At 75.0% G+C, this 13,449-nt stretch carries 10 protein-coding genes; 2 read left to right on the top strand and 8 right to left on the bottom strand.

Annotated features, from left to right (window positions below; all coding sequences use genetic code 11):
* On the bottom strand, positions 1-548 hold a 548-nt coding region (locus tag ACXJKF_RS19400), incomplete at its 3' end, for an extracellular solute-binding protein (protein WP_456789365.1).
* 288 nt (positions 549-836) lie between these two features.
* Complete coding sequence (locus tag ACXJKF_RS19405; RefSeq protein WP_456789366.1) at positions 837-1,403, bottom strand: DUF2505 domain-containing protein; 567 nt, start codon at positions 1,401-1,403, stop codon at positions 837-839.
* A 102-nt stretch (positions 1,404-1,505) separates the two neighbouring features.
* On the opposite strand from ACXJKF_RS19405, the gene ACXJKF_RS19410 reads away from it, so the two are divergent.
* Positions 1,506-2,987 (top strand): sensor histidine kinase, encoded by a 1,482-nt coding sequence (locus ACXJKF_RS19410; protein WP_456789367.1) that lies wholly within the window; start codon positions 1,506-1,508, stop codon positions 2,985-2,987.
* Positions 2,988-3,070: 83 nt separating this feature from the next.
* Here the strand turns inward: ACXJKF_RS19410 and ACXJKF_RS19415 are convergent, their stop codons facing one another.
* Complete coding sequence (locus ACXJKF_RS19415) at positions 3,071-3,319, bottom strand: WhiB family transcriptional regulator (RefSeq protein WP_055912771.1); 249 nt, start codon at positions 3,317-3,319, stop codon at positions 3,071-3,073.
* Positions 3,320-3,701: 382 nt separating this feature from the next.
* Here ACXJKF_RS19415 and ACXJKF_RS19420 point away from each other — a divergent pair, with 382 nt between their 5' ends.
* Entirely contained in the window at positions 3,702-4,097 is a 396-nt protein-coding gene (locus ACXJKF_RS19420) for a hypothetical protein (protein WP_456789368.1), read from the top strand.
* Here ACXJKF_RS19420 and ACXJKF_RS19425 read toward each other — a convergent pair.
* The 5 genes from ACXJKF_RS19425 to ACXJKF_RS19445 all read right to left on the bottom strand — a co-directional run bounded on the left by ACXJKF_RS19425 (position 4,079) and on the right by ACXJKF_RS19445 (position 13,405).
* A complete protein-coding gene (locus ACXJKF_RS19425; RefSeq protein WP_456789369.1) occupies positions 4,079-7,729 on the bottom strand; it encodes an FtsK/SpoIIIE domain-containing protein in 3,651 nt (1,216 codons plus the stop codon). The genes ACXJKF_RS19420 and ACXJKF_RS19425 overlap by 19 nt on opposite strands.
* Before the next feature lie 111 nt (positions 7,730-7,840).
* Positions 7,841-10,432 carry an ABC transporter permease gene (locus ACXJKF_RS19430; protein ID WP_456789370.1) on the bottom strand — a complete coding sequence of 864 codons (2,592 nt, stop codon included), beginning with the start codon at positions 10,430-10,432 and terminating at the stop codon, positions 7,841-7,843.
* On the bottom strand, positions 10,432-11,232 hold the full coding sequence (locus ACXJKF_RS19435; RefSeq protein WP_456789371.1) for an ABC transporter ATP-binding protein: 801 nt from the start codon (positions 11,230-11,232) through the stop codon (positions 10,432-10,434). Before ACXJKF_RS19435 ends, ACXJKF_RS19430 begins: the two co-directional genes overlap by 1 nt.
* Before the next feature lie 104 nt (positions 11,233-11,336).
* Positions 11,337-12,053 carry a response regulator gene (locus ACXJKF_RS19440; RefSeq protein ID WP_456789372.1) on the bottom strand — a complete coding sequence of 239 codons (717 nt, stop codon included), beginning with the start codon at positions 12,051-12,053 and terminating at the stop codon, positions 11,337-11,339.
* Positions 12,050-13,405, bottom strand: a complete 1,356-nt coding sequence (locus tag ACXJKF_RS19445) for a sensor histidine kinase (RefSeq protein ID WP_456789373.1) — start codon at positions 13,403-13,405, stop codon at positions 12,050-12,052. The genes ACXJKF_RS19440 and ACXJKF_RS19445 overlap by 4 nt, the downstream gene beginning before the upstream one ends.
* Positions 13,406-13,449 lie beyond the last annotated feature (44 nt).

Below are 13,449 nucleotides of genomic sequence, written 5' to 3' on the forward strand. Positions count from 1 at the left end.
CCACCGAGCTCGGCAGCGACCTCCTCACGCGTGGAGGGCAGGCCGGCGGCGGCGAGCAGGTCACCGCGGAACGCGATGGCCTCCGGGCCGATGTCGGTGCCGTAGCCCAGCAGGACGCCGTCGGGCGTCGTGGCCTGCTGGACCTTCCAGTCGAGCCAGCGGMCGTCGAGGGCCGGGTCCGTCAKGTCGACGAACTTGTCCGGGTACTGCATGAGCTCGGGGAGCCAGTCGATCTCGATCATCTCGACGTCCGAGGAGCCCGAACCCGACGCGAGGCGCGTGTTCAGGTTGTCGCGGGCCTCGTTCGAGGTCGCGGCCTTCTTGTTCTCGATCGTGATGCCGGGGTGGTCGGCCTCGTACGCCGCGAACATCTCGTCCGTGTAGCCGGGCTCGTTGAACGTGCCGAGCGTCAGGGTGATGTTCTCGGAGCCCGCGTCGGAACCCTCGTCGCTGGGCGTCTCCGCGTTGCCGGAGCAGGCGGTGGCGAGGAGGGCGATGCCCGTGACCCCTGCCGCGGCCGCCCACATCTTGCTGGTGGTCTTGCGCACTGTGACTCCCTTGTCAGTCGGACGGCGTCCTCGCCGTACCCCTAGGGCACCCGTCGTCCGCCCGCCATGAAGGGGGCGTGCGGACATCGGGTTGGGCCGTGTGGACCCGGCGCGGTCACGATCCCTTCCGCAGTGATGCGGGAGCGTTCCCACGCGCTGCGGAGTACTGTCGTCGGCGCCCCACCGAGTGTCAAGGACGCGGGGTGGGGGAAATGCCGTGGTAGCGATCCCACACCAGTGTTTCTGCAGGTCAGAGCGATATGGACATCGGTCCGTGTTACCGAATCGTTACGGCTGCGGCGCCTGGCTGTGACCATCGACCTGGCCGTCGGCCCGGCCCTCCGACCGAGCGCTGTCCAGACCGTCGATCCACTCGCGTGCCACGTCCTGCTCGACCTCGAGCGCGGACCGGATCGCGCCGGCGGTCGCCTGCTCGATCGCCGACGCGAAGAGGGGGACCGTCGCGCGCAGGTCGCCGTCGTAGGAGACCGTCGTGGACCCTGTGCCGGTGGGGGTGAGGGCGGTCCGCCCGCTGAGCCGCACCGGGGCGCCGGCGATCTCGACGACGACGGTCCCGACGCGCGACCCGTCGGACGCGGGGGCCTCCCACGCCTCGACCTGCCGCACGTCGATCTGGTTGCCGACGAAACCGCGCAGGTGCGCCGGGATCTGGTCGGTGGGCAGGGCGCGGCGCGTCGTGACGGTGAACGCCTCGTCCGGGTCGCCGGTCACGTCCACGTGCTGCTCGAGCGCGCCGCTCGCGCGGACCTTCCGGTGCACGTACTCGGGGTCCGCCAGGAGCTGCGCAGCGGCGCGCACGTCCGTCGGTAGGTCGAGCGTGACGCTCAGTCGCACGATGGGGTCCTTCGGTGGATCGACTCGGTGGGTCAGAGGCTATCCGCCCACGTCCTGGCCGTCCTGCTCACCGCTCGCCCGTCGACACCTACCCTGGTGCACGTGTCCACCCTGAGCACCCTCGCCGCTCGATACGCCGCGCTCGATGCTCACGACCTGGAGTGGCTGCACCTGCTGGTCGGCGACTGGCAGGTGCTGTCCGACCTGGCGTTCGCCGACCTCGTGCTGTGGCTGCCCACGACGGACGGCGACTTCGTCGCGATCGCCCAGGCGCGGCCCTCGACCGGCGCCACCGTCCACTACGACGACGTGGTCGGTTCCAGCGCGCCCGAGGGCCAGCGCCCGCAGCTGCAGCGCTCGCTCGACGAGCGCGCCGCGCAACGGTCGCGCGAGCCGCGCTGGTTCGGGTCGTACGCGGTGCGCGAGGAGGCCGTCCCGGTGGTCCGCCGCGGCAAGGCGATCGCGGTGCTCGCCCGGCAGACGAACCTCGGCGGCGCGCGGACGCCGAGCCGCCTCGAGCTCAACTACGTCGAGGCTGCCGACGACGTCTTCGCGATGGTTGGTCGCGGTGAGTTCCCCGCGCCCGACGCCCCCACCGGGCCGCGCCGCGGAGCCCCGCGCGTCGGGGACGGGCTGGTGCGCCTCAACTCCGAGGGCGAGGTCCTCTACGCGAGCCCCAACGCCCTGTCCTGCTTMCACCGCCTGGGGGTCGTCGGTGACCTCGTCGGGCGCTCGCTGGTCGAGGTCACGGCCGAGCTGATCGAGCAGCACGACACCGTGGACGAGTCGATGCCGCTGGTGCTCATGGGACGAGCTCCGTGGCGGGTCGACGTCGAGGCCCGTGGCGTCGCCCTGTCGCTGCGGGCGGTGCCGCTGACCGAGCACGGCCAGCGCGTCGGCGCGGTGCTGCTGTGCCGCGACGTCTCGGAGCTGCGGCGCCGGGAGCGCGAGCTCATCACCAAGGACGCCACGATCCGCGAGATCCACCACCGCGTGAAGAACAACCTCCAGACGGTCGCCGCCCTGCTGCGGCTGCAGTCGCGGCGCGTGGCGTCACCGGAGGCCAAGGAGGCGCTCGGTGAGGCGATGCGCCGGGTCGCCACGATCGCGCTCGTGCACGAGACGCTGTCGCAGACCCTCGACGAGAGCGTGCCGTTCGACGACCTCGTCGGTCGCAGCCTGCGGCTCGCTGCGGACGTGGCGACCGAGGGGGCGCACGTGCGGACGCTGGTGCGCGGCTCGTTCGGGTCCATCCCCGCGGAGGACGCCACCGCGCTCGCGCTCATCCTCACCGAGCTGGTCACGAACGCGGTCGAGCACGGGTTCGAGGGGCGGGAGTCGGGGACGGTCGAGGTCATCGTGGCCCGGCAGGACGACGCGCTGCGGGTCGAGGTGGCCGACGACGGCTCCGGGCTGCCGACCGAGCGGGGTGCCGGCACCGGCCTCGGCACGCAGATCGTCTCGACCCTGGTGACCAACGAGATGCGCGGCACCATCGAGTGGGCGAGCCGCGACGGGGGCGGGACGTCCGTCGTCATCGAGGCGCGCCTGCGCGGGCCGCGGGACGCTGCGGCACTCATCTGAGCGGCTGACCCGCCGGCCCTGGACGTGACTCGGCCCCGCTGCGCGGTGCGCGGCGGGGCCGGGTCCGACGTGGTGTGGGAGGGTCAGCCGGCGCGGCGCTGGCGCGCGGTGCGACGCTTGAGCGCGCGGCGCTCGTCCTCGGACAGCCCGCCCCAGACGCCCGCGTCCTGGCCGGTCTCGATGGCCCACTTCAGGCACGTGTCGACGACGGGGCAGCGGCGGCAGACAGCCTTCGCCTCGTCGATCTGGAGCAGGGCGGGGCCGGTGTTCCCGATGGGGAAGAACAGCTCCGGGTCCTCGTCGAGACACGCTGCGCGGTGGCGCCAATCCATGAGTTCTCTCCTAGGCACACGTCGAGAGACGCCCGGGGTCAGGGCGCGCGAGTCTGGACGCGAGATCGGGGGTGGGGGACGTACTGCATCAAGGCTCGCACCGGTCCGGTCACTCCACAAGGGTTACGAGGAGGTTTCATAACAGTAACGACTGAGGCGTTCGTCACACCTGTGGAACGGCTGTGCCGCGACGCGTCCCGCGTGTTGCCGCAGGTGAGGGGGATAGTCGGACAAACGTCCAGGACTCGCCGTCTCGCGACGGCGGTGATCAGGGTCACGTGGTGGCCTGAATCACTCCGGAACCGTGGTATCGGGGAGTGAGCGTCGGTGCAGGTCAGCGGCGGCGGCGACGGGTCGTGCCGGGTGTGCCTAGGCTCCTTCCGTGACCGACCGTCGTCCTCCCGTGCTGCTCGTCGTGTGCCTGCTCGTGACCATCGAGGCCGCTGCATTCCTCGGTCTCGGGGTCGCGTGGATCGTCGACGTCCTGCGGGGGGCAKCGACGATGCCGGCGGCGAGCCTCTTCCTCGCCGCCTTCGGGATCGGGGTCGCCCTGCTCCTCGTGCTCGCCGCACGCGGGCTGTGGCGCGGACGCCGGTGGGCACGTTCGCCGGTGGTCATGTGGCAGATCCTGCTCGCCGTCCTCGCGATCGGCTGGCTCGGGGCGGAACCGTCGGCGTGGGCGGTCGTGGTGCTCGTCATGGCGGTCCTGATCGGGGTCGGGCTCCTGCTGCCGTCGGCCGTAGCCGCGACGGCCCGCCGTCAGGACCCCCCGGCGTAGACCTGCACGACGACCGCGTCCCGCCCGGTCAGCAGGACCCCGCGTCCCACCGGCCGACGGGACGGGTCGACGCACCACGGCGCTCGCGGTCCCACCAGCTCGGCGGACGCGTGGTCGTGCACGTCCAGCACGAGCGCGCGGCGACGCCTGACGAGCGTCGAGACCGTGCCTCGGAACGCCTGGGACGCGGACGCCGACGTCACGCTGGCGACGAGGCTGAGCGTCGGTGGGAGCAGCTCGTCGAGCCCGGGGACTACCCGCTGGAGATCGTCCAGGTCGTCGACCAGCAGGACGGTCGCTCCGGTACCACCGTCGTCCAGCAGCTCCAGGTCGGCCGGACCGACGTCCTGCACCCCGGCGAGTGCCGGGACCGGGAGGCCGGCGGGGTCGACCAGCCGCAGGACCCGCACACCGGCCTGCACGAGGCTGCGGGCCACCACGCCCAGCACGGTGCTGCGGCCCGAGCCCGGAGGTCCGGCGACCAGCAGCCCGTGGGTCACGTCCACCCGGACGACGCCCGCGTCGTCGCCGCCGGGTCCGAGCGGGACGTCCAGACGACCCGGCCCGGCGCCGAGGCCGGGTGGCGGGTCCGCCCGGCCGGGCAGAGGGCGTACCCGCACCACTCCGGCGTCCGGACCGACCGCCGCGGCGCGCGGGCCGGGCGGCACGGGCAGGATCACCTGGCACAGCTCCGCCCCGGCGGCGTGCAGGTGCACGGCCCGGCCCGGGGTCGTTCGGCGTCCGGCCAGCACGGTGGGCACCCCGGCGAGCGAGTCGAGTGCCTGGTCGGCGAGCGGGAGCACCAGCCGGACCGCGAACGCCCCGGCGTGCTGCATCGCGGCGGCCCCGGCGTCCGCCCCGGCCGCGAGCGCCGTGCCGGTGGTGCCGCCGCGCCAGAGGGCGGTCAGGCGGTCGACGCCCGCGCCCCGTGCGAGCCGGGCCAGCGAGTCGAGGAGCAKGTCCAGGCGGTCGACCAGGAGCAGTCGTGGCGGGCCTCCTGCGACGCCGCCGAGGAGCTCGAGGAGGCGGGCGACCTCGCGGGCGTCCTCGGTCGCCAGCTCGCCGCCCAGCCGGCCGTGCCGGTCGCCCGCGCGCAGCCGGTCCACCGCGGAGGGCGGCAGCCCGACGGCGTGCACGGACCAGCCCTGGTCGAGGGCCTCCAGCCCGGCGGCGACCAGTGTCGTCGTGCGGCCCGAGCGCGGTCCGCCCAGGACCAGGAGCGGCCCGTCGACGGGATCCCACCGCACCGCACCGCGACGCTGCTCCTCGGGCAGGTCCGCCACCGCGAGCGCCAGGCCGTGCCCCTCCGGGACGTCCGCCGCGCGGACAGTCGCCGGCAGGGCGGGGAGCCACGGGCACCCGTCGCTCGCGGGCCGGGCCGTCGCCGCCCGCGCGACGGCGCCCAGCCAGGCGTGCCGCGCGTCGTCGGGCCCGGGAGCGGTGGACGCGGCCGGTGACCAGGAGGCGGTACCGACGTCCGACCACGCGCGGGCGAGGCGCACGGCCGGYGCCGCGGCTGCCGTGACGGCACGCGCGACCTGGACCGCCTCGAGCGGGCGCGTTCCGCGTCGGACCCACGCGCGGCCGGGCACCGCCGGGTCGAGACGGGCGGCGTCGGGGGCGTCGAGCACGTCCGTGGAGTCGGCGTGGTCGGTGACCCGCAGCGCGATCCGCAGCCCGACGTTCGCGCGCAGGTCGGCGCCGACCGCACCTGCGGGGCGCTGGGTGGCCAGGACGAGGTGCACCCCGAGCGCGCGTCCCTGGGCGGCGATCCGCGTGAGCGCCGCGGACGCGTCGGGCACGTCCTCGGTGAGCGCTCGCAGCTCGTCGACGACGACGAGCAGGCGGGGAGGCGTCGTGCGGTCGGCGGGATCGAGCTCGAGCAGGTCGCGGGCACCCGCGTCGGCGAGGACCCCCTCGCGTCGGCGCAGCTCGGCGCGCAGCGACGACAGGACGCGTCGGGCGTGCGGGGCATCGAGGTCCGTGACGTGCTCCAGCACGTGGGGGAGGCCGGCCACCGGGCCCAGTCCGGTCCCGCCCTTGAAGTCCACGAGCAGGATCGCCAGACGGTCCGGGGGATGCGTCAGCGCGAGCGCGAGCACGAGGGTCGTGAGCAGCTCCGACTTACCGGCGCCCGTGGTCCCCGCCACCAGGGCGTGCGGACCGTCCGCGACGAGGTCGACGGAGGCGGTGCGGCCGCCGGGTCCGACCCCGAGCGCGACGACGAGACCGGTGCGGGGGGTCGCCCAGGCCGCGGCGACCCGGTCCGGACCGGGGATGCCGTCGAGGGCCGCCAACGACGCCCGGACGGGCAGCGCGCCCCCGTCGGCTCCACCGGGCGCCGCCAGCGCCCGCGCCGATGCCGCCGCTCGGACCTGGGCCAGGGCGCGGTGCGCGCCGACGGCCTGCCGGGGGACGTCGTGCACCCGCCCGTCCGCCCCGTGCAGCCGCACGGCTCTCGGCCCCACCTCGAGCCGCGCCCGGCACCAAGCGGGGACCGTTGCCGAGGAGTCCGCGACCAGGAGCAGGCGCTGCGACGCGGGGGACGACGACCGCCACCGGGCCAGCGCTCCCGGGTCGGGCGGGTCGTCCGCGACGACGAGGCCCGCCCCCGGACCGGGCGGCAGGGGGGAGTCGGGGTCGGCCGCCCAGACGCACCACGACCAGTCGTCGGGCCGGCGGGTGCGGACGGCCAGCACGGTGCCCAGGTGCGTGCCGAGGGCTCCGAGCGCGGCGGCCCGTGCGACCGGCAGGGCGAGGGCACGAGGGCCGACGACCGCCAGGGAACCGCCCGGATCCCAGGGCTGGTCGAGCGCCACGGGGTCGGCCGTGGTGACAGCAGCACGGGCGGTCGCCGCGACCAGGGCAGCGAGGTCCMGCACGGACGCGTCAGGACCGGACCGGTGGTGCTGCCGCCACCGTGCGACGCCGGCCGCCCCGAGCGCGACGAGCGGCACGGCCAGACCCGCGAGGAGCAGGACGGGCTGGCGCAGGGCGACCGCGAGGGCCACCGAACCGAGGAGCGGCGCCAGCCACGTCGCAGGACGGGCCGTCGGCCCGGGCTCCGCGGATGGCGCCTCGTCGACGCGCGCTCCGCGCAGCGCGAGGGTCGTGGCGCCGAGCCGGAGCGGACGGCGCGGTCGCCAGCGGCGCCAGCGCCCGCGGTCGCCGAGACGCACGCGGACCCGGTCGCCGTCCCGGCGGACCTGCACCCGGGGGAGCGTGGAGTCGTGCACGACGAGCTGCGGGGCCGACCCGACAGCACCTCCGGGCGGACCCAGAGTCAGGCGCTCGTCAGCACGCACCGGGGCGAGTCCGCCGCTGTCCGGACCGGCCACGACGGCGACGTGCCAGTCGGCCCGGACGGCGAGCTCCGCGTCCACCGGGCTGCCCTGCCCGGTCCGCAGGAGGCACCCCGCGACCAGGGGAGGCTGGCCGACGACATGGTGCTCGTCGAGCACCGCGTCCCCGACGGCGGCGCGCACCCCGGCGCTCGCCCAGCCCGCGTACCCGCTCACGCGCGCGAGCGCCGGGCGCAGCGCGGACAGGGCCGTGCCGACGTCCGCCTCGACGTCGGTCGGGACGAGCCCGTGGCCGCGCGACGGGTCGGGGTGGAGCAGCGTGAAGCGCACCGCCTGAGCGTGCCGCCACACGACGACGGACCGGCCCGCCCCCGGCGTTCAGGGGACGGGCCGGTCCGTGCACAGGACCGCCGGTCGGTTCAGCGGCGGAACCGGACGAGGTCAGTCGACGGCGAGCGCGGCGACCGGTGACGTGCGGGCGGCAGCGCGACCCGGCAGCACCGAGGCGAGCAGACCGGCGGCGAGGGCGACGACCAGCAGGAGCGCCAGGTCGGTCCACGGGACGACGAGGATGACGTCCCCGATCTCCCCGAAGGTGATCACCGCCCCCGCCCACCCGTAGAGCAGCCCGAGCCCGGCACCGAGGACGGCGCCGACACCGGCGATGAGCATCCCCTCGATCGCGAGCATCACCCGCAGCTGCCGCCGCGAGAGGCCGATGGCCCGCAGGGTCGCGGACTCCCGGCGGCGCTCGAGGACCGAGAGCGACAGCGTGTTGGCCACGCCGATCAGGGCGATCACCACGGCGACGCCGAGCAGCCCGACGACGATCGCGAGAAGCGTGTCGATCACCCGCTCGTTGCTGGTGCGCTCGGCCCCGGCGCTGCTGACCTCCGCGGGGGTGTCGGGCAGTGCCGCCCGGACGTCCTGGAGCACGAGCGCCGGGTCGGCGCCCGGGTCCAGACCGACCCAGAGCATCGAGACCGGCGCCTCCGGAGCGAGGCGGTCGAGGGTGGCGGGGGTGACGAGGGGGTAGATCCCGCCGAGGTCGCTGGGCAGCAGCCGGAGGTCGACCATCGAGCCGCCGGGGGCCGGTTCGGAGTGGTCCTCGCCCTGCACGTTCGCCCTCACGGGGATCGTCCCGGTGGTCGCCTGGTCGGACATGAGCTTCGGGAGCAGCAACGTCTCGTCGCTGAGCCCGTCCGCGGTACGTGCGTCACGCAGCACGGACCTCGCCGAGCCGTCGACGGGTGCCGCCACCGTGATCCCGACGTCGTCGATCGTCACGAGGGCGGTGCGCATCTCGAGCACGGTGTCCACGCCCGTCACCGCGGCGACCGCCGCGCGGACGTCGGACGGCAGGGCCGCGGTCTCGCCGTACACGGAGCCGTCGACCATGAGGTCCACCGGGTAGTGCTCGTCGAGCTCCTGCGCCAGGGACACGCGGGCGCTCGCGGCGCCGGTGCTCATCATGGCGACGAGCGTCGCGCCGATCAGCAGAGCGGCACTGGTCGCGGCGGTCCGGCGCGGGTTGCGCACGGTGTTCGCCGCGGCCAGGCGTGCGCTGGTCCCGGTGCCCGCCAGCGCGCGTCCTACGACGGACACGACCTTCGGCACCCAGAACACCGCGCCGACCAGGACGCCGACGAACGACAGCCCACCGGCGAGCGCCCCGACGCCGAGCAGCACGGTGGCGTCGGCACGGCCGGCGCTGGACATCGCAGCCGCGAGCAGCATCACCCCGACACCGCCGAGCGTGAGCAGGAGGGACAGCACCAACCGGACGCGCCCGCCGCGGGCGCCGACGGCCGGGGACTCGGCCGGGCGCAGGGCGGCGATCGGGGACACCCGGGTGGCCTCGCGGGCCGGCACCAGAGAGGCGAGAACCGTGACGACCGTGCCMACCAGGAGCGGGAGCAGCACGACGGGCGGGGTCACCTGGATGGCGGACGGCAGCGGCACGCCGAGGTMCAGCCGGCCCAGGACCATGAGCGCCGACTGCCCGAGCACCAGGCCGAGGACCAGTCCGGCGACCGATGCGGCGGCCCCCAGGATCGCCGCCTCCAGCAGGACGGACCGGCGCAGCTGGCCCTTGCCCGCGCCGACGCAGCGCAGCAGCGCGAGCGTGCGGGTGCGCTGCGCGACGAGCACCTGGAACGTGTTCGCGATGACGAGGGCGGCGACGAGCAGCGCCACGGCGGCGAACCCGAGGACGAGCGTGATGAGCACGTTCCCGCCGTCGGAGAACTGCGAGACCGACCGCTCGGCCGCCTCGTCGCGGGTGAGCGCCTCGGCGCCGGGCACGAGCGGGCCGACGTCGTCCCGCAGCGCCTCCACGCCGACACCCGGCTCAGCGGCCACGAGGGTCGTCGAGCTCAGCTCGGTCAGGGACTCCACGTCGCTCCAGCGCAGGGCGTCGTCGATGGTCACCAGGCCGGCACCTCCGGTCTGCGACCACGCGGACGCCGGGTCGGACGCGATGCCCGTCACGACGACGTCCTCGTCGACGGTCCGCCACACCTCGTCATCCCGCTCCGCGGGTGGAGTGGGCTCGGCACTCGCATCGTCCGCGGGCTCGGAGGTGGTCCAGCGGACCTGCACGTGGTCCCCGACGCCGACGCCGAGGGCCTCCGCCGTCGCGGGCGGCAGGGCGATCTCGCCGGGCGCCGACGGGACGGTGCCGTCCTCGACGGCCAGCGAGCTGAGCCGCGGGTCGTCGGAGGTCGGGAGCATGAGCTGCCAGCGGCTCGTGCCGCCCTTGCGGATCTCGACGCCCGTCGGGGCCAGGAGGTCGGCCGCCTGGACGTCCGGCCGGGCCCGCACCGCCTCCAGCTGGGTGTCGGTGATGTCGCCGTCCAGGACGACGTCGGCGTCCGCGTACGTCGCGGTCACGGCGTCGTAGCCGGTGCGGGTCATGACGTTCCCGGCGATCAGGGTGGTGGCGACGAACGCCGTGCCGATCGCGATGGCGACGGCCGCGGCGGTGAGCCGGCCGAGACTGCGGCGCATCTGCGCCCAGGTGAGCCGCAGCATCAGAGGGCCGCCTGGTCGAGCGCGCGCAGGGCCTCCAGGCCGGTGAGGACGGACTCCGGCGTCGGGTCGGCGATGTCGCCGGCGATCCGCCCGTCGGCCAGCAGGACCACGCGGTCCGCGTACGCCGCGGCCGTCGGGTCGTGCGTGACCATGATGATCGTGCGGCCGAGCTCGCGCACCGACCGGCGCAGGAAGCTCAGCACCTCGGCGCCCGACCGGGAGTCGAGGTTGCCGGTGGGCTCGTCGGCGAAGACGACCTCGGGCTTCGCGATGAGGGCGCGCGCGATGGCCACCCGCTGCTGCTGGCCACCGGACAGCTCCGACGGCCGGTGCGTCAGGCGCTGACCGAGCCCCAGCGTGGAGACGAGGGTGTCGAACCACGCGCGGTCCACCGCGGTGCCGGCGAGCTCGAGCGGCAGCAGGATGTTCTGCTCGGCGGTGAACATCGGCAGCAGGTTGAAGCTCTGGAACACGAACCCGACGCGGTCGCGACGCAGCCGTGTCAGCGCGCCGTCGTCCAGCGCCGTGATCTCCGTCGCGCCGAGCCGGGCGGTGCCCGACGTGGCCTGGTCGAGTCCCGCCAGCACGTGCATCAGCGTCGACTTGCCGGAGCYGGACGGGCCCATGATCGCGGTGAACGCGCCGGCCGCGAAGTCGACGTCGACACCGTCGAGCGCTCGGACCTCGGCAGCGCCCTGCCCGTAGACCTTGGTGAGCGAACGGGCGCTCACGGCGACCGGTGACCCGCCCGGCACGCGCGGCTGGTCCTCGTCGATCGGGCGGAAGACGGTGGTGTCCACGACTGGGCTCCTTCGAGGGCGGTGATGACGTCCTCGACGCTACGGAGCGGCCGGTACCGGTCGCATCAGGCCCCGGGCTGGTCGTCCGTCATCCCGTGGTCCGACTAGGAGCCCGGCCGCACCAGACCGGTCTCGTACGCCACCACGACGGCCTGCACCCGGTCGCGGACGCGCAGCTTGGCCAGGATGCGTCCGACGTGGGTCTTCACGGTCGCCTCGGCGACGAACAGGTCGGCACCGATCTCGGTGTTCGACCGGCCGCGCGCCATCAGGACGAGCACCTCGCGCTCCCGCTCGGTGAGCTCGGCGACGGCGAGGCGTGCGGGGTCGGTGGGGCTGCCCGGCTCGTCGGGAGGGAGGGCGGTGACGAGGTGCTCCAGGAGCCGCCGGGTGCTCGACGGCGCGATGACGGCGTCGCCGTGGTGCACCGTGCGGATGGCGGCCAGCATCTCCTCCGGCGGCGCGTCCTTGAGCAGGAAGCCGCTCGCACCCGCCCGGATGGCGGAGAGCACGTACTCGTCGAGGTCGAACGTGGTCAGGACGATCACCCGCGGCGCCGGAGCGTCCTCCGTGGCGCGCGCGGTGATCTGCGCGGTCGCGGTCAGCCCGTCCATCGTGGGCATGCGGACGTCCATGAGCACGACGTCGACCGGACCGGTGACRGTCCGCGACGCGGGATCGAGGGCACGCACGGCCTGCGCACCGTCGCCCGCCTCGAGCACCACCTCGAGGTCGGCCTGCGAGTCGATGACCATGCGGAACCCGGCGCGGACCAGCTGCTGGTCGTCGACGAGGGCGACGCGGATGGTGCCGTCGCTCATCGGGTGGCCTCGTCCTGGGTGCTCGGCACGGGGGTCGTCCTCTCGTCGACGGCTGCGTCGGCGGCCGTGCTGATGGGTGTGCTGGCGGAGAAGCCGGCGGGTGCGTCTGTCGGCGTGGGCAGTTGAGCGCGGACGCGGAAGCCGCCCCCGGGACGGGGGCCGGCGCTGACGGTCCCCCCGAACATCGCGGTGCGCTCGCGCATGCCGAGCAGACCCTGCCCGAGACCGTCGGTGTCCGCGGACGCGCCGCGGCCGTCGTCGCTGACCTCGAGCACGATGGCGTCGGGGAGCCACTGGACCAGCACGGTGACCTTGGGGTTCGGCCCGGCGTGCTTGAGCACGTTGGTCAGCGACTCCTGGGCGATCCGGTAGACCGTGAGCCCTGTCCCCGGCGGCAGGTTCCGCGGTTCGCCCATGCGCACGAGCGAGGCGCGCAGGCCGCTGGCCCTGACCTGCTCGACCAGCGCGCCGACGTCGGACTCGGCAGGCTGGGGGGCGAAGCCCTGGCCCGTGCCGTGGCTCAGGCCGCCCGGGCCGGGGAGCACAGGGACGGCCCCGGTCGACGTGGGTGGCTCGGAGCCGCCGCGCAGCACGCCGAGGAGGCGTCGCATGTCGGTGAGGGCCGCTCGCCCGGTCTCGGCGATGGTGCCGAGCGCCCGGGTCGCCGCGCCGGGGTCGGCGTCGGCCGCGTACCGGCCCCCGTCGGCCTGCGCGATCATCACGGTGAGCGAGTGGGCGACGATGTCGTGGAGCTCCCGGGCGATCCGCGCGCGCTCGGCCGCGGTCGCGATCTGCGACTGCTGGTCGCGCTCGACCTCGAGCCGCTCCGCCCGGTCGACGAGGGCCTCGATGGTCTCGCGGCGTGAGCGGCGCACCAGCCCGAACGCCCAGACGGTCAGCGCGGCGAACCCGGTGAAGACCGCCGTCGACGCGGCCCCGGGGGCGTTGAACCACCCGTTCATCGCGACGCCGAGCAGGACCGAGCCGACGAGCGTGCTGACGATCGCGACGCGGTGCGCCCACCGGGGACCGTGCACCGTCACGGAGTACAGCGAGAGCAGGACGGCGAAGTCCGCGGGGACGACGAGCGGCGCGAAGAACGCCAGCTGGAGGAGGGCGAACGAGTAGACGGCGACCGCCGAGGCGGTCGGGCGCACCCGGCGCCAGGCCAGCGGGGCCACGACCGCGAAGGAGATCAGCGGGGTGGCGAGCGAGCGGCTCGCGTCGGCCGTCGCGGTCGTGATGTCCGTCGACGTCGTGACCATGAGCAGCAGCAGGAACCCGGTCCCGGTCGCGTCGACCGCGAACCGGTGCGCCTCCTCCCAGCGCAGCAGGCGATCCCATCTCGTCACCCCACGAGGGTAGGCGCGCGGGCCCTGCGCGGCGTGCCCCCGCA

This window comes from Cellulomonas sp. P5_C5, from assembly GCF_054049655.1.